General features: G+C 66.0%; 16 protein-coding genes. 5 read left to right on the top strand and 11 right to left on the bottom strand.

What is annotated here, in order from left to right; all coding sequences use genetic code 11:
* Nucleotides 1–21: 21 nt before the first annotated feature.
* From SROT_RS07455 to SROT_RS07440, 4 genes are all read left to right on the top strand, one after another.
* A complete protein-coding gene (locus tag SROT_RS07455; protein ID WP_013138405.1) occupies nucleotides 22–543 on the top strand; it encodes a DUF2505 domain-containing protein in 522 nt (173 codons plus the stop codon).
* Nucleotides 544–649: 106 nt separating this feature from the next.
* Entirely contained in the window at nucleotides 650–1315 is a 666-nt protein-coding gene (locus SROT_RS07450) for a DUF2505 domain-containing protein (protein ID WP_013138404.1), read from the top strand.
* 5 nt (nucleotides 1316–1320) lie between these two features.
* Nucleotides 1321–2166 carry a carbon-nitrogen hydrolase family protein gene (locus SROT_RS07445; RefSeq protein ID WP_041407792.1) on the top strand — a complete coding sequence of 282 codons (846 nt, stop codon included), beginning with the start codon at nucleotides 1321–1323 and terminating at the stop codon, nucleotides 2164–2166.
* Nucleotides 2166–3416, top strand: a complete 1251-nt coding sequence (locus SROT_RS07440; RefSeq protein WP_013138402.1) for an LmeA family phospholipid-binding protein — start codon at nucleotides 2166–2168, stop codon at nucleotides 3414–3416. Before SROT_RS07445 ends, SROT_RS07440 begins: the two co-directional genes overlap by 1 nt.
* A gap of 68 nt (nucleotides 3417–3484) precedes the next feature.
* On the opposite strand, the gene deoC is transcribed toward SROT_RS07440, so the two are convergent.
* From deoC to SROT_RS07415, 5 genes are all read right to left on the bottom strand, one after another.
* Nucleotides 3485–4159: a deoxyribose-phosphate aldolase gene (gene deoC, locus SROT_RS07435; protein ID WP_013138401.1), complete on the bottom strand. Its 675-nt coding sequence runs from the start codon at nucleotides 4157–4159 to the stop codon at nucleotides 3485–3487.
* Nucleotides 4156–5205 carry an alpha/beta fold hydrolase gene (locus SROT_RS07430; RefSeq protein WP_013138400.1) on the bottom strand — a complete coding sequence of 350 codons (1050 nt, stop codon included), beginning with the start codon at nucleotides 5203–5205 and terminating at the stop codon, nucleotides 4156–4158. The genes deoC and SROT_RS07430 overlap by 4 nt, the downstream gene beginning before the upstream one ends.
* A gap of 80 nt (nucleotides 5206–5285) precedes the next feature.
* Nucleotides 5286–5825, bottom strand: coding sequence for a hypothetical protein (locus SROT_RS07425; RefSeq protein ID WP_013138399.1), 540 nt, complete (start codon nucleotides 5823–5825; stop codon nucleotides 5286–5288).
* Complete coding sequence (locus SROT_RS16880; RefSeq protein WP_013138398.1) at nucleotides 5794–6330, bottom strand: helix-turn-helix domain-containing protein; 537 nt, start codon at nucleotides 6328–6330, stop codon at nucleotides 5794–5796. Before SROT_RS16880 ends, SROT_RS07425 begins: the two co-directional genes overlap by 32 nt.
* Before the next feature lie 80 nt (nucleotides 6331–6410).
* Complete coding sequence (locus tag SROT_RS07415; RefSeq protein WP_013138397.1) at nucleotides 6411–7784, bottom strand: aldehyde dehydrogenase family protein; 1374 nt, start codon at nucleotides 7782–7784, stop codon at nucleotides 6411–6413.
* Nucleotides 7785–7809: 25 nt separating this feature from the next.
* Between SROT_RS07415 and SROT_RS07410 the strand changes: the two genes are divergently transcribed.
* Nucleotides 7810–8529: a TVP38/TMEM64 family protein gene (locus SROT_RS07410; RefSeq protein ID WP_148223382.1), complete on the top strand. Its 720-nt coding sequence runs from the start codon at nucleotides 7810–7812 to the stop codon at nucleotides 8527–8529.
* Here the strand turns inward: SROT_RS07410 and SROT_RS07405 are convergent.
* From SROT_RS07405 to SROT_RS07380, 6 genes are all read right to left on the bottom strand, one after another.
* A complete protein-coding gene (locus SROT_RS07405; protein WP_013138395.1) occupies nucleotides 8497–9528 on the bottom strand; it encodes a VWA domain-containing protein in 1032 nt (343 codons plus the stop codon). The two genes, SROT_RS07410 and SROT_RS07405, sit on opposite strands and share 33 nt — an antisense overlap.
* Nucleotides 9525–10457, bottom strand: coding sequence for a DUF58 domain-containing protein (locus tag SROT_RS07400; protein ID WP_013138394.1), 933 nt, complete (start codon nucleotides 10455–10457; stop codon nucleotides 9525–9527). The genes SROT_RS07405 and SROT_RS07400 overlap by 4 nt, the downstream gene beginning before the upstream one ends.
* A gap of 1 nt (nucleotide 10458) precedes the next feature.
* Entirely contained in the window at nucleotides 10459–11457 is a 999-nt protein-coding gene (locus tag SROT_RS07395) for an AAA family ATPase (protein WP_245535396.1), read from the bottom strand.
* Between the two features lie 268 nt (nucleotides 11458–11725).
* Nucleotides 11726–13270, bottom strand: a complete 1545-nt coding sequence (locus SROT_RS17090) for an NlpC/P60 family protein (RefSeq protein ID WP_013138392.1) — start codon at nucleotides 13268–13270, stop codon at nucleotides 11726–11728.
* 197 nt (nucleotides 13271–13467) lie between these two features.
* On the bottom strand, nucleotides 13468–14220 hold the full coding sequence (locus SROT_RS17360) for a C40 family peptidase (protein WP_013138391.1): 753 nt from the start codon (nucleotides 14218–14220) through the stop codon (nucleotides 13468–13470).
* Nucleotides 14221–14558: 338 nt separating this feature from the next.
* Nucleotides 14559–15089 carry an Rv1476 family membrane protein gene (locus tag SROT_RS07380; protein WP_013138390.1) on the bottom strand — a complete coding sequence of 177 codons (531 nt, stop codon included), beginning with the start codon at nucleotides 15087–15089 and terminating at the stop codon, nucleotides 14559–14561.
* Nucleotides 15090–15204: the final 115 nt, after the last annotated feature.

Raw genomic sequence — 15204 nt, 5'->3', positions numbered from 1 at the left:
CTGACACGGTAGCCTGCCTGGGTGGCCACTCCTGTTGACTATTCCGCCGAGTTCCCCGTCGACCCGAAACGATTGCACGACGCGATCACCGACCAGAGCTACTGGTCGGACCGGATCAACGAGGTCGGGGGCGAGGGCGCAACGCTCGAATTCGGCCCCGACCCTGAGGGGGACCCGGTGGAGGAAGGCTGGTTCTCGGTTCGCTCGAGCCACGTCATCCCTGAGGACGAGCTTCCGCCGATGATCGCGAAGATGCGCAGCGGGAATCTGGTCATCGAGCGCAGCGAGCACTGGGGGGGCCTCGAAGACGGCTCGGCGGTCGGCTGGTTCACCGTCAGCGTCCCTGGCACGCCCGCGCGGTTGCGCGGCGACGCGGCGCTCTCGCCGAACGCCGCCGGCGGCTCCGCGATCCATTACAGCGGCGAAGTGAAAGTGAGCATCCCTTTCTTGGGGGCAAAGATCGAATCCACCCTCTCCGGCCAGGTGGTCGAGCTCCTGGACAAAGAGCGAGACTTCACCACCACCTGGCTCGCCGCGCACTGACCCCGCGCGGAACCCAGCCCGGCCAGAGCGGCAGAAGAATTTCGTTCGGACACCGAACGCCGCAGATCGCCGCTGTTGCGGCGGACACGGAGGTAAGCTTTTCAAGATGGCGCGAACATTGCATCTCCCGGTTCGGTACCGGCACCCGCCGCAGCGGGTCTTTGAAGGACTGTCCGACAAGCAGTTCTGGGACGACCTCATGGGGCTCTGGCTCCAGCTCACGGACCGTTCCGAGGTCGTGGGGTTCGAGAAGACCGACGACTTCGTCGAGGTCGAGATCAAGCAGAAATTCCCGAAAGAGTACCTGCCGCCGATCGCCAAGTCGATCATGAAGGTGGACATGCACATCACCCGCAAGGAGAAATTTCTCCGGCCGGGCCTTGCGGACGAAGACGAGAACAACGGCAGCTTCTCCGCCTCCGTCCCCGGCGCGCCGGGGAAGTTCAACGGCACTTTGACGATGCGGGAGAGCGGCACCGGCCTGGTCGACGGCGGCTCCGGCGGGACGCTCATCCGACGCAGCATGAACATTCGGGTGTTCGTCCCGATGATCGGTCCGAAGTTGGAGCAGCTGATCTTGGTGAACCTCAAAGAGCTCGTCCGAGGCGAAGCCGAGTACCTGTGCCAATGGCTCTCCCCCCGCCCCCCCGCGTGGACGGAAAGCGAAGTGGACGCGTTCTTCCACGACGGGTGGCGCCCGGATGAGAGCGACCCTCGGGCCGCCGAGCAGCGAGCCGCGCAGGACGCCGCGGACATCATTCAAACCTGGTGACTGCCGTGCGCGTCGCATTAGCGCAAATTCTCTCTGGTCCCGACCCTGAGGAGAATGCCGCGCTCATCGCGCAAAGCGCACGCGAAGCCCAGGGGCGCGGCGCGCAGCTCGTCGTCTTCCCCGAAGCCAGCATGCGCTGCTTCGGGGAGCCGCTCGCGCCTGTCGCCGAGCCGGCGGACGGGCCGTGGGCCACCCGGATTCGCGAACTCGCCGCAGAACTCGGCGTCGCCGTTGTCGTCGGCATGTTCTCCCCTGCCGCGCGCGGCGAAGACAGGGTGCGCAACACGCTGCTGGCCACCGACGGCGCGCAACTCTGCGCGTATGACAAAATTCACCTCTTCGACGCGCTGGGATTCGTCGAGTCCCGCACTGTGGAAGCGGGCGACAGACTTGTCCTATTCGATGTGGGCACGGCGAAAGTCGGACTCACCGCATGCTACGACGTGCGCTTTCCGTGGCTGTATCAAGAGCTCGCCCGGAGCGGGGCGCACCTGTCGGTGGTGAGCGCCTCGTGGGGGTCGGGACCGCGCAAACTCGACCAATGGCGCGTGCTCACCGCTGCCCGCGCATTGGACAGCACGTCCTTCGTGATCGCATGCGGTCAAGCAGACCCTCGTGCGACACGGCGGTCGCAGAAGCCGCGCGCTTCTGACGCGCCCACGGGGATCGGGTTCAGCCGGGTGGTCTCACCGTTCGGGGAGGTTCTCAAAGAAGCCGGAGCAGGTCCTGAGCTGCTGATCGTGGACCTGGACCTCGGCCTTGTCGACCAAGCGCGCGCCGCGCTGCCTGTGCTCGGGCCGGGCATCGGGAAGCGAATCCCCCAAGCAGACACTGGTACAGTGCAGCATTGATGAGCCATCCGAACGATTCCGACCCGAACAAGCCAGCACAAGGCCGCCTTGGTGAAGAGCCGGCCAAGGAGAAACCGCACGTCGAGGACGACGCGACGACAGAGCTTCCGGCTGCTGGGCGCCCTCCTGCCCCGCAGGAAGACTCTGAGGCCACGGCGGTGATCCCTGGCGCCGCCCAAGACGCGGCAGACGAAACGAGCGTGCTGCCCGCGGTCGAGCAAGACCCATCGGTCGCGACGACCGAATTCCCCGCGCCTGTCCCAGCCGACGCGACGGCTGAACTCTCCCGAGCCGAACAAGACCCCTCGGTCGCGACAGCCGAATTCCCCGCAGCAGACGCAGCGGCCTCGGCAGGAGAGGACGCGCCTGGATCAGCCCCGGACACTCCGAGGAGCGTCGACGAGGAGCCGAGCGGCCGTTCGGGCAAGGGGCGGCTGAAGACCGTCGCGCTCAGCCTCGTGGTCCTGCTCCTGCTCGGCGTGGTGGGCGTGCTCGGCGGCGAAGTCCTGGCCCGGCATCTGTTGGCCGTCTGCGCTGAAGAGGCCGCCAAAAACATCCTGAACACCGAAGCCAAGGTGGACTACGACCACAACAAATTCCTGCTGGCGAGCTTGATCGACCACGAGATCCCCTATCTCGCGGTCGAAGCGAAGAACAGCGCCGTGGACAAATACAACCAGCACGGGCAAGTCGAGCTCAAAGAGGCCATCAAAGGCTTGGACGTCTCCGCGCGGATGGACGACATCCACGTCGTCAAGGACGGCGGCTCCGTCGGGCATATGACAGCGCAGGCGGTGTGGACTGCCGATGGCATCCGCCAGACTCTCGCCAACCCCAAGCTGAAAGATCCCAATCAGACCCGCTCCCCGATCACATCAGTGAACGCCGTCACACTCGACCAGCTGCACAACCAGTTCTCGGTCGATGTGAACGGCACGATCGGCGTCCTGCAGGCACGAGCTGTCATTGTCGTGAAACCCGAGATCGACAAGCAGCACAACCTGCAAATCCACATCCAGAGCATCGACCTGCCTGACTTCCGCAAGATCGGCATCGACGTGTCCGGGGTGGTGAACTCGATGGCCCGCCCTGCCATCGAGCAGGTCGCGGGCAAGATCGCCAGCTATCCCATGGGGCTGAAAGCGAAGTCCGTGCAAGTCAAGCACGACTCGATCGTCTTCCAGTTCTACGCGGAAAACGCTCCCCTGGTGAAGGGCACGAAATGCTCCGCCCTGCGCCCGGTGGAGTGAGTCCGCGCTCTGCCGGGTCGCGCTCTGCCGGGTCGCGCTCTGCCGGCTCACGCTCAGGCGGAGTGCCGTCAAACAGGGAAATCCGCCAAGACGTCCTTTGAGCCAGACAGCCCCAGGCGGTGCGCTCCGGCTTCTATCAAGGCCCTGGCCTGCTCTCCAGTGCGAATTCCCCCGCTGGCCTTGATCTGCACGCGCGAGCTGACCGCAGCTGACATGAGTGAGACTGCCGTGACGCTCGCACCGCCAGCTGGGTGGAAGCCGGTGGAGGTTTTCACAAATTCTGCGCCTCCGCGCTCCACCGCGCGCGAGGTTTCAGCCACAGCCTTCGCGCCATCCGACGCGAGGACGAGCAGCGCCTCCGATTCGATGATGACTTTCAGCTTCGCGTCACCGCAGGCCGCGCGGACCGTCGACACTTCGCGTTCCACCGCCTCGTAGTCGCCGAGAAGCGAGTTGGAGAAGTCGATGACCATGTCGATCTCGCGCGCTCCCTGACTGGCGGCGAGCGCAGCTTCGGCTGCTTTGATTGCCGCATGGTGGCGGCCCGAGGGAAACCCCACCACCGTGACAAGCACCAGGCCGGGGGCCGAGACCGGCAGCGCAGAAGGCGAAAGGCACACGCCGAGCACGCCGAGGGATTGCGCTTGCGCGACAGCGGCGGCGACATGTTCGGGCAGGGCCTCCGGTTTGAGCAGCGTGTGCTCGACCATCGCGGCGACCGCAGCTCGCCGCAGTGCGCTCATCGACCCGCTTCCACGAAGGCTTTTGCTGACTTCTCCGCGATCTCGGCCAGCAAAGCGTTGTATTCCTCCGTGGCCTCAAGCGCCACCATGTGCCCTGAGCCCGGAAAGACCACCAGCCGCTCCAGCCATCCGGTCTCGGCGAGGACGTCTGCCATCTCGTAGCTATGCGCGACCGGAGTCATATAATCCTGCCCGCCAGCGACCACGACTGTGGGCACGGTGAGGTTGCGCAGACCAGCGCGCACGTCGAGGCTCTTGGTCAGTGCTTTAATGCACGCGGCGCGCGCGTCGGGCGGGCAGCGAAACGCCATAGCCGTGGTCAGGTCGGTGGCCGCGTCGTCCGCCTCGGGCGACAAGACGATATTGCGGACAATGAACCGGGCTGCGGCAGACTTTCTCACCACCGAAAAATTCATCGGCAGGGGAAGGGCTAAAGGAAAGACGGCCGCCCCGGCCAACAACGACGTGAGCCGGGTGCCGCTGCCCAGGAAGGGAATGGTCGCCTTGCCGAGCAGTCCGTGGGCGCCTGTCGCGGTGAGGACCACCGCGCTGGCCCGCTCCTGCACCTGCTCCGGGTGGTGCAGCGCCCATGCCATGATGCTCATGCCGCCCATGCTGTGGCCCGCGATCACCGCCCGCTCGCCCGCCCTCAAGGTGGCGGCCAAAACAGCGGCGAGGTCGTCGCCGAGGAATTCGACGCGGAACGGTTCGTCGCCCAGCGTGCTGCGCAGATGCCCCCGCTGGTCATACGTGATCACTCGATACTTCTCCGCGAGCGCGTGCACCTGCGGCAACCACACTTGCGCGTCGCACGTCCAGCCGTGGGCGAAGACGAAGGGCTGCGCCTCTTCGGGGCCGTACGTCACCACGCGCAAACGCGCCCCGCCTGTGCTGCTCACCCACGACTCGCGTCCGGGCGTGCGGGGCGGGGCGAAGTCGGGGCGGGTGGCTGGGGTGACCGGCCACAACAATCCTCCAGCGGCAGCGGAGCCCAAGGCCCCGATGGACGGCAGCGCCGAGCGGAGAACACGAAGCAAAGCACGCATCGTGACAGTATGCCAAAACCCAGAGCAGAGCGGGTGTTCGGCCGCCCTGCGGGCGTCGGGCGGCCGAACACCCGCTCTGCTCACTTGGCGGCGGGTCGGCTTTTCTTCGCCGCGGCGCCCGAGCGGCGAGCGGCGCTGCTGTTCGTGGCTTTGCTGGCTCGCTCGCCGAGCGCGCGAGTGCCGCTCGCGACCTTGCCGAGCGCCTCGTCGGTCAGCTCGCGGGCCTGGTCGGCCTTGTTCGCGACCGCGTTCTTCACATCCTGCACCTCGCCTGACTTGAGCAGGCGTTTGGTGGCCTCCTCGCCGCGCTCGGCCAGGTGGCTGAAGATGTCGAGCGCGACCTTGCTGTACGCTTCGGCCACCTTGCGCAGCTCCTCCGGCGAGAACTTGGTCAGGATGTCCTTGATGTCGCTCTGCTCGATCTTCTCGGCCTTCTTCGGCAGATGCTTGTCCCGCGCCTCGTCGACCTTCGCCCGAACCTCGCTCGCGGCGTCCTCCGCAGTCTCGCGAATCTTCTCGACGATGTCGCTCACTGCGGCGAGGGCGAGGTCGCCGAAGCCGACAGCCGCGTAAAACGGGGCCTTGATATCAAGATTCGAGGCCGTCTTCTGCTCTGCCATGGCAATCTCCTTCAATCTGGTCGGTTGTTTGGTCATCAAGCCCCCGTGTTCGCAGAGACTCTTGGACAAAAGCTTCGTAGACCTGGATCAACGCTTCTTTTTGCCGCTCGGTGATCGACCCGTCGGCCAGCACCGCCGCGCGCACCACGTTCGGGCCGCGATCCGCGCGAACTGGGGCGGAAGCGTTCTGCCCGCCGCTCTCGCGGGCTCCCCATTGGACGCGGACCTCGGACGCGGGCGTAAAACCCTGACAGGGCCCCAAAACCTCCGCTTGCGTGTCAATGGCCTGCGCCGAGAGCCGCAAAGCCTTGGCGATCTGACCCATCACCTGGGCGGATGGATTCCGAAGACCTCGTTCGATCTGACTGAGGTACGGGTTGCTGACCCCAGCCCTCTGGGCCAATTGACGCAATGAGACCTGGGCGAGCTCCCGCTGGGTCCGGATGTACTCGCCGACGTCTCCGATCTCACGGATATCCCAGATCTCTTTGACCTCTCGACCCATGACCCCATGCTAGCAAGCTTTGCTAGCACTTGCAAGCACTCTGTGTTTGCAGTTTGGCGCGCGAGCAGAGCTCGGGCTGCTCACACGCCGGTCAGCACGAGGACGCGCTCCTCGCTCAAGTCCTCCATCGCGCTGCGCACTCCTTCGCGACCGACCCCGGAGTCTTTGACGCCGCCGTAGGGCATCTGGTCCGCCCGGTAGGAGGGCACATCGCCGACGATCACCCCCCCGACCTCAAGCTCGCGCCCGGCCTGGAACGCAATGCCCAGGTCGTGGGTGAACACGCCGGTCTGCAATCCGAAGCGGGAATCGTTCACCTTCGCGAACGCCTCGTCAACGGAATCCACTGGCAAAATCGAGAGGACCGGGCCGAACACTTCTTCGGCGATGACTTTCGCGTCGTGCGGCACGCCGGTCAGAACTGTGGGGGCGTAGCTCGTTCCAGAACGGACCCCGCCGGTCGCAACCCTGGCTCCCCCCGCTTCGGCCTCGCGCACCCATGCCTGGACCCGTTTGGCCGAGTCCTCGTCGATGAGCGGGCCGACCTGGGTCGCCTCATCCGAAGGGTCGCCAGTCACGAGCCGCTCGACCTTCGCGACGACCCGCGCGAGCAGGTCGTCGTACACAGCCCGATGCGCGTACACCCGCTGCACCGAAATACAGGACTGCCCAGCTTGATAGTTCGCGAACGTCGCGATACGGGTGGCCGCCCAATCGAGATCCTCTTCGCTGCGCCAATCCGGGCAGACCACAACGGCCGCGTTGCCGCCGAGCTCCAAAACCACCTTCTTGCGGGGCGCCGAGTCACGGATCGACCAGCCCACAGGAACGGAGCCGGTGAAGGAGACAACCGGCAGCCGAGGGTCCTGCACCAGTGCGACTGTCTGCTCGTTCGAAATGTTCAGCACGGCGAACATCCCGTCGGGCAAGTCGGTCTCCGCAACGATCTCGGCGAGCAAAAGCGCCGAAAGCGGGGTGCGCGGCGCGGGCTTGATGATGACGGGGGCGCCGATCGCCAGCGCAGGAGCCACTTTGTGCGCGACGAGGTTCAGCGGAAAATTGAACGGGGTGATGCCGAGAACGGGGCCAATCGGAACGCGGCGGATGATCGCGAGCCTGCCGACCCCGCCTGGGTCGGTGTCCAGACGTTGCAGCTCGCCGGAGAACGTCCGAGCCTCCTGCGCGGCCCAGCCGAAGGTCGCGACGGCGCGCGCGACTTCGACGCGTGCCCATTGGAGCGGCTTGCCGCTCTCCGCCGTCAGAATCTGCGCCGCCTCCTCGGCCCGCGCGGCGATCCCGTCCGAAATGCGCCGCAGGGCTGTGGCGAGCACGTGGGCGGCAATCCCATTGCGGCGCAGCGCATGGGCCGCCTCGACCGCCCGCTCGACCTGTTCGTCGTCCGCGAGTGAGATTTCTCCGACAACACGGCCATCATATGGACTACGCACCTGCATGGTTGACATCCTATGCTCGATGCTGATGTCTCGACACGCCCCTATGATCGCCACAGCGCGGCGGCGCCTCGCCCTCGCTCTTGAGCTCGTGCCCCGCCCCTCGTGGCGGACGGTGCTGCTCCTCGTGCTCTGCGCAGCGATCACCGCGGCCTGCGTGTTCTGGCTGCCCATTCCCACCCCTGCCGTGATGCGAGACTGGGCGCAGTCCTTCGGCGCGGCAGGTCTGATTCTTTTCCTCGCCGCGTACGCGATCATCACCGTCACCCCGGTCCCCCGGACCTTCTTCACCCTCGCAGCAGGCCTGCTCTACGGGTCGTTGCTGGGCGTGGTCATCTCGGTGACCGCTTCCACGCTCGCGGCCGTGCTCGCCTTCCTCTTCGCCCGTCGGCTTGCGGGCGAGCGCGTGCAAGCCTACATCCGCCATCCGCTCGCCAAGCACGTCCAGAGCCAGCTCAGCGAACGCGGGTGGCTCGCCGTCTGGTCAGTGCGGCTGATCGCGCCCGTGCCGTTCGCGTTGCAGAATTACTTGTGCGGCGTGTCCACCGTGCGCCTCGTGCCCTACACAGTGGCTTCATGCTTGGGCCTGATCCCCATGACGACCGCTGTCGTCCTCCTCGGCGACGCGACAACCGGGCATTTCGATCCCATGTTCTTCGTGGTGAGCGGCTGCTGCATCACCGTGGGGGTGATCGGCCTCATGGTCAACTCCCGCTTACGGCAGGGCTCGGCCGACCAGGAAGTTTGATCCCACAGCGGCGATGACCAAGAGCGTCCCCGCCAAAATCCAAGGGCGCGAGGAGTCTTGCTTCACGAGGTCGTATCCGATCTCCGCGTTCAGCGAGCTGTACACGTCCGAGAGCTGGTCGAGCGAGCCTGCGGTGAAGAACTTGCCCCCGGAGAGCTCCGCGACCTTTTGCAAGGACGCGTCGTCTGCGGGGACGGGCACCCTCGACCCTTGGATGTTCACATAAGGAATCGGCCTCGTGGTGCCGAAGGAGATCGAGTAAATCGGCACCTCCTTGGCCTTGGCCTCTTTCGCCGCCGTGAACGCGCCACGAGGGGCGTTCAGATCGTCGGGGACCGTCTCTTTGCCGTCCGACTCCAACACGATCCTTGCGGACGGGGCCTTGGATTTGCCGCCGAGGATGCTCGAGAGCGTCTCGATCTGCTGCAGCGCCGTGTAAATGCCCTCCCCCGTGGCAGTGCGCGCCGCGAGCTTGTCCGGACGGATGGCCTCGTCCAACGCGTGTTTGACGATCTCGTGGTCGGACGAGGGGGCGATCAGCGTCTGCGCGGTCCCCGCGAAGGTGACCAGGCCCAGCTGCAACGTCGGCTCCATCTCGTCGACGAACTTGATCGCGGCCTGCCGGGCGGCGTCCACCCGTGTCGGCCGGACGTCGTCGCACACCATGGAAAGCGAGATGTCCACGACGAGGACGACCGTGGCCCGGTTCTTGGGGACTCTCGCGAGGGTTGTCGGCCCGCTCAGCGCCACAGTCAACAGCAGCAATCCGGCCAAGAGGATCGCGACAGGGACATGCTTGAGGAATTTCGACCGCTTCGGGGCGACTTTGTCGAGAACCTCGGTGTTCGCGAAACGCAGGTAGCGCGAGCGGCGGTACAACTGGACGAAGACGTACAGGGCGAGGAGCGCGGCCACCACGACGGCGAACAAGTACCACCAGGCGTGCATCGGCTCGAAGGGGTTGCCGAAATCGCCCCAGCCACTTGCGAGCGGCGTCACGCTGCCCCGTTCACAAGACCGCGGCGGCGTGCCGAGACGAACCGCACGATCTCCCCGATCCAGTCTTTGTCGGTGCGCAACGGCAGCACGCCGCCGCCCGCGCTGCGCAGGGTCCGATGCACCAAGCTCTGGTGCTCTTTGGCCGCCTCGGAGAAACGAGCGCGCAGCGATTCGGTGATGCGGTACGAGTTGATCTGACCGCTCTCCGCGTCCCGCAACACGACCTCTCCGACAGCGGGAAGGTCCAAGTCTCTGGGGTCGAGCACTTCGACGCCGAGCAGCTCGTGCCGAGCGCCGATGCCGCGCAACGGGCGGTCCCAGTCCACAGGCCCGAGGAAGTCGCTGATGACCACGGCAAGGCCTTTTCGCCGCAATGGGCGGCGGAGGGAGTCGATGGCAGCTGCGAGGTTCCCGCGCTGGCCGTCGGGCGATTTCGGCGTGGTCGCGATCGTGGACAGCAGGTTCTGAACGTGTTGGCGCCCAGAACGGGCGTTCACCCGCACGAGGTCGGAGCCTGTCGCGATGATCGCGCCGTGCCGGTTGCCCGGAGCAGTGGTCAGGTGCACGATCGCCGAGGCCGCTGCGATGGCCAAGTCGCGTTTCTCGCAATTGGTCGTGCCGAAGTCCATGCTCGCCGAAAGATCCACCACGATCCACGTCTCCAGCTCCCGGTCCGCGACCATCTGCCGCACATGGGGATGCGTGGTGCGGGCAGTGACCGACCAATCCATTTGCCGGACGTCGTCACCGGGGACATATGTGCGCGAATCGCCCGGCTCGGAGCCAGGGCCGGGCAAAAGCCCCAGGTGGTCGCCGTGCAACTGACCGTCGAGCTTGCGCTTCACGGTCAGCTCCAACGTTTTCAGCGCCGCAGCGAGCTTGGGGTTGCGCAGCGTTCCTTGGGCAAAGGACGGGGTGCTTTGGGGCACGTCAGGCCTGTCCCGCGTACTGCGCCACGCCCCCGCCGCCGGCCGGTGCGGCGGGCGGCGGCGCCGGATGCGCGCTCACCTGCGGGAGGGCAATGGTCTTGAGCACATGGGCGATGACCTGGTCGGTGGTGATCTCGTCGGCCAACGCGTCATAACTGAGCACGAGCCGGTGGCGCAGGACGTCCGGGATGACCTCGACCACGTCCACGGGAATGACGTAGTCGCGCCCGCGGACCAAGGCCAGCGCCCGAGCGGCTGCGATAATGCCGAGCGTGGCTCGCGGAGAAGCGCCGTACGAAAGCCAGCTCGCGACGTCCGGCATACCGTGGGCTCGCGGGTCGCGGGTCGCTGCGATCACTCGGACCACGTAGTCGACCAGGGCGTGGTGGACGAACACCTCGCTCGCTGTCTCCTGCAGCCGCAAGAGCGAATCCGCGTCCAGCACTTGCCTCGGCGTCGGGGGTTTCACGCCCATGCGGTAGATGATCTCGCGTTCTTCCTCCACCGTCGGGTACGAGACGAGCACTTTGAAGAGGAAACGGTCGCGCTGGGCCTCAGGCAGCGGGTACACGCCTTCGTTCTCGATCGGGTTCTGCGTGGCCATGACGAGGAAGGGCGACGGCATCGGATACGTCTGCCCGCCGATGGTCACATGCCGTTCGGCCATGACTTCCAACAGCGCGGACTGGACCTTCGCCGGGGCGCGGTTGATCTCGTCGGCGAGCACGAAGTTCGCCACCACGGGGCCGAGCTCTGTGTCGAACTCTTCCCTGCCCTGCCTATAGATGCGGGTCCCGACCAGATCCGTGGGGACCAAGTCCGGGGTGAACTGCACGCGGGAGAATTTGCCGCCCACCACTTTGGCGAACGTCTCGACCGCCAGAGTCTTCGCGACGCCCGGCACGCCTTCCAGCAGGATGTGGCCTTTGGCCAAGAGCCCGACGAGGATCCGCTCGACAAGCTGCTCTTGGCCCACAATCACTCGCTTGACCTCGAACATCGCCTCCTCAAGGAGCTTCGCGTCCTTGGCCGCCTGCGCCTGGATATCTGTGCTCACTACAGCCCTATCGCCTTTCCAAGTCTTCTTCAACGCCCACGCTCGAAGCGACCGCGGGCCCCAGCCCGAACCAGAGCCCGAGCCGAAACCGACAGCTTACTCCCGAGAGCTGAGAGCCTGCTGATGAGCATCCTAGCCAAAGCGCCAAGGGCAGGCTCCGGAGCGACACTCGCGCAGAACAGATCCGCCCGAGCTATGCCGGACCCGAGGATCAGAACATGCGCACGACGTCCGGGCACATGCCCCCGGTGCGCAAGCGCGTCACATGCACCCGCTCGCCCGACTGCGGGGACTCGAGCATCCATCCGTTGCCCAGATACAGGGCGACATGCTCACTCGCGTTGGGGCCGTAGAAGATCAAGTCGCCCCGGCGCATTTGCGCGGCGGGAACATGTCTGCCAGCCCGGTACTGGTAGCCGGTGTAGTGCGGCAAGAGGATCCCAGCGCCCGCGAAGGCGTAGATCATCAAACCCGAGCAGTCGTACCCGGAGATCATGTAGTCGCCGTAACGGTCGGCGACGCCGCCGTCATGGATGCCTCGGGTCGGTCCGTAGGCGGAACCGCCGCCCCACGAGTAAATGCGGCCGATCTGGGTGAGACCGCGCCGAATCACCGTCTCAACCGCCTGCTGCCCGTACAACCTCGGCACATACCCGCCCCCAGCGGTCGGCGGCGGAGCCTGCGCGGCCGCAGGAGTCGCACCATACAAAATCAACTGCGACAAACCCGGATCTTGCGCCGCCACCTGCTGCGCCAACTGCTGCTCGACGTCGGCGCCCGCGGCGGGCCCCTGCGCGGGAGGCGCGGAGCCCTCCGCCGCGTCGTGGTCGCGCGCCGGTGTTTCCGGTTGCGCCGCCCCTTGTGGCTGTTGGCCCGGTGACTGCTGGCCCGCTTCTGCCTGTTCCGGCGAAGCTTCTTTCGCCTGCTCGGCCTTCGCTCGCTGATCGGCCAATGAACGGGCAGCGCTCTGCGCCTCGTCGAGCTTGCGCTGCGCGTCGTCGCGGGCCTGGGCGATTGCATCTCGCTTGGCGCGTTGCTCGTCAAATGCGGCCTTGGCCCCGGCGACCGCTTGGTCCGCGTCCCGCTTGGCCTGTTCCGCGGCGGTGATCGCGCGTGCGGCTTCTCGGTCCGCCGCGTTCGCAGCGGCGGCGCGGTTGGCCTCGTCGTTGCGGGCGCGCAGCACTGCTTCGAGCGCTCGCCGCTGGTCCGAGGCGAGCATGCCCACCACCGCGGCCCGGTCCAAGCCGTCGCCAACGCTCGGAGCCCCGACCAGCGCCAACTCCGGGGACAACGACGTCCCGTTGCTGTACATGAGTTGGACTAAGGCGTCGGCCTGGTCTTGCACCGATTGCGACTGGGCCTGCGCGCCGCGAAGTTCGTCCCGCGCCGCGCTCGCTCGTCGACGGGCTCCTTCGGCTGCGGATTGCGCCGCCCGCACGTCCTCAATGGCTTTGTCCGCTGCTTGCTGTTTGGCTTCGACCTCGCCGTCGAGCCGGTCGATTTCGTTGTTCGCGGCCGCCAGTCGGCTCACTGCGTCGTCTCGAGCGTTTTGGTCGCGGCCCACCTCGGCGGCGGCATCCGCGACCGCGTCGCTCGACGGCGGGGCGGGATCGGCGCCGGCCGGCTGCATGGAGGAGGCGACAACGCCCGCGGAGACGCCCAGCGCCGCGATGGCCCGTCGCAGCGACCCCATCTGGCGGTCCTCGCCCGCCAGCGCAGATGGCGCTGGCGCCTTGGCGCTCGCCGTCCGTTTCATGGTTCTCCTCACCTGCGCGACTCCTCGGGCGGCGTCGCCTTTGACGTTGCCCCGTAGATGTCAGTCTTTCACAGAAACACCATAAGCATCAGGAAAAACATGCACAACTCTGGCAACATGTCGATAACGCTTATGGATACCGGTCTTTATAAAGATGCGGGCATATTGACGAAAAGAAGAGAAACGGCGGATCCGAATCAAAACAATCGGACCGCGTCCGGGCATATTCCGCTCGTGCGCACCCGCGTGACGTGGACGCGCTCACCAGACTCTGGCGACTCGAGCATCCATCCGTTGCCCAGATACAGGGCGACGTGCTGCGTGCCGTTGGGGCCGTAGAAGAGCATGTCTCCCCGGCGCGCCTGGGACACAGGGACATGCCTGCCCGAGCGATACTGGTTGCCGCTGTATTTCGGCAGCAGGACGCCCGCGCCCGCGAAAGAGAACACCATGAGGCCGGAGCAGTCGTACCCGGAGATGTTGTAGTCGCCGTAACGGTCGGCGACGCCGCCGTCATGCACCCCGCGCGACGGCCCGTACGCTCCGCCGCCGCCCCACGAGTAAATGTGGCCGATCTGGGTGAGACCGCGCCGAATCACCGTCTCAACCGCCTGCTGCCCGTACAACCTCGGCACATACCCGCCCCCAGCGGTCGGCGGCGGCGGAGCCTGCGCAGCCGCAGGAATCGCACCATACAAAATCAACTGCGACAAACCCGGATCTTGCGCCGCCACCTGCTGCGCCAACTGCTGCTCGACACCAGGAGCGGCGCCAGGGCCCTCCGCTGGCGGCGGACCGTCCGCAGACTGGTCCGGATCTGCCGCCGCGATCGGGGACACAGCCGCCAACAAGCCCGCCACAAGGCCGAGCGACACAAAGGCGCGGCGGGACGCCGTGGAACGGGCATGCTGCCGCACAGGCTCTTCGCCCTCGAACTTCATGTCAGCCATCTGCACCTCGCTTCTCTCTCCGTCGACGCTTCTTCCCGTCAACGCCGGTTTTCGCCAGCACCAGCCTCGTCGACGCGACGCTTTCGGACACGTCCGTGCTCATGCGTTTCAGCAGACAATGCCGCTCTGTCACATCCACACCATGCGTTCCAGGGGAAACTTACACAACTCTGACAACAGATCTATAACGCTTTATAGACATATCGGCGCAAAGAGAAAGGCGCATCGGCGCAAAGCGGGAAAAGAAGAGGCGATCCGGCGGATCCTGTGGCAAGAAAGTATCGGAAGAAAGGCCGTGCCGCGCGCGAACAATATGCGCGAACACCTCGGCGAATACTTTATTGGCCGTCCTTGGCCGCCGCCCAGTCCTCGTTGGCGCGACCGGACCTCGTTTTCCATCGCCCTCCCCAACGTGACAATTTCGCAACGAGCACCGCGACCAGGACGAGGACGGACAGCGCAGCGCTCACTCCGGTCCACGAGACGCTCGGCGCGAACAGCCGGTCGAGGAACTGGTTCGCCGCCACCGTCGGGTTTGCGTCCAACTCGTCTTGGGCGTTCTCCAGCCTCACCCGAGTGACGCTCGCGGAGTAAGAGCCGACGAAGCCCGGCGCGAGGGCCAGCACAGTGACCGGGTCGGAGCCGGCCACCTCGGTGGCGAGATTGCGCAACTGCGTGGGGACGTACGGCCCCGGCGGGAGCACGAGAACTTCGAAACTCAGGCCTTGGCCCTTCGCCCGCGCGACGGCCTCGGTCAAGCCGGGACGGTCCGATGGGCTGGCGTGCACGCCGGTCGCGACCAGGTCGGCGCGGATGGCGGCTGGGTCGGACCCCGGGGGCAAGTCTTGTTTCAGCGGCCGTGGGCTCATGGGAAGCAGCCTACCGTCTTTTTCCTTTGACCCACCCCCCGACATAGCAGTATGCTTGTACTGTTACGATAGATTCCGTCCCACCAGCCCTGGGTCATCTGACACGACAGGCTCA

The organism is Segniliparus rotundus DSM 44985 (genome assembly GCF_000092825.1).
Taxonomy (GTDB): Bacteria; Actinomycetota; Actinomycetes; order Mycobacteriales; family Mycobacteriaceae; genus Segniliparus; species Segniliparus rotundus.
The sequence above is the reverse complement of the archived record's forward strand: the minus strand, read 5'-3'. Positions and strand labels throughout refer to the sequence as shown.

What these genes read in the sequence shown, in the direction of transcription:
- SROT_RS17360 (WP_013138391.1), bottom strand. Translation starts at nt 14,220, where the DNA reads ATGGCTGACATGAAGTTCGAGGGCGAAGAGCCTGTGCGGCAGCATGCC.
- SROT_RS07430 (WP_013138400.1), bottom strand. Translation starts at nt 5,205, where the DNA reads ATGCGTGCTTTGCTTCGTGTTCTCCGCTCGGCGCTGCCGTCCATCGGG.
- SROT_RS07415 (WP_013138397.1), bottom strand. Translation starts at nt 7,784, where the DNA reads ATGCAGGTGCGTAGTCCATATGATGGCCGTGTTGTCGGAGAAATCTCA.
- SROT_RS07440 (WP_013138402.1), top strand. Translation starts at nt 2,166, where the DNA reads ATGAGCCATCCGAACGATTCCGACCCGAACAAGCCAGCACAAGGCCGC.
- SROT_RS16880 (WP_013138398.1), bottom strand. Translation starts at nt 6,330, where the DNA reads ATGGGTCGAGAGGTCAAAGAGATCTGGGATATCCGTGAGATCGGAGAC.
- SROT_RS07395 (WP_245535396.1), bottom strand. Translation starts at nt 11,457, where the DNA reads ATGTTCGAGGTCAAGCGAGTGATTGTGGGCCAAGAGCAGCTTGTCGAG.
- SROT_RS07410 (WP_148223382.1), top strand. Translation starts at nt 7,810, where the DNA reads ATGTCTCGACACGCCCCTATGATCGCCACAGCGCGGCGGCGCCTCGCC.
- SROT_RS07380 (WP_013138390.1), bottom strand. Translation starts at nt 15,089, where the DNA reads ATGAGCCCACGGCCGCTGAAACAAGACTTGCCCCCGGGGTCCGACCCA.
- SROT_RS07450 (WP_013138404.1), top strand. Translation starts at nt 650, where the DNA reads ATGGCGCGAACATTGCATCTCCCGGTTCGGTACCGGCACCCGCCGCAG.
- deoC (WP_013138401.1), bottom strand. Translation starts at nt 4,159, where the DNA reads ATGAGCGCACTGCGGCGAGCTGCGGTCGCCGCGATGGTCGAGCACACG.
- SROT_RS17090 (WP_013138392.1), bottom strand. Translation starts at nt 13,270, where the DNA reads ATGAAACGGACGGCGAGCGCCAAGGCGCCAGCGCCATCTGCGCTGGCG.
- SROT_RS07425 (WP_013138399.1), bottom strand. Translation starts at nt 5,825, where the DNA reads ATGGCAGAGCAGAAGACGGCCTCGAATCTTGATATCAAGGCCCCGTTT.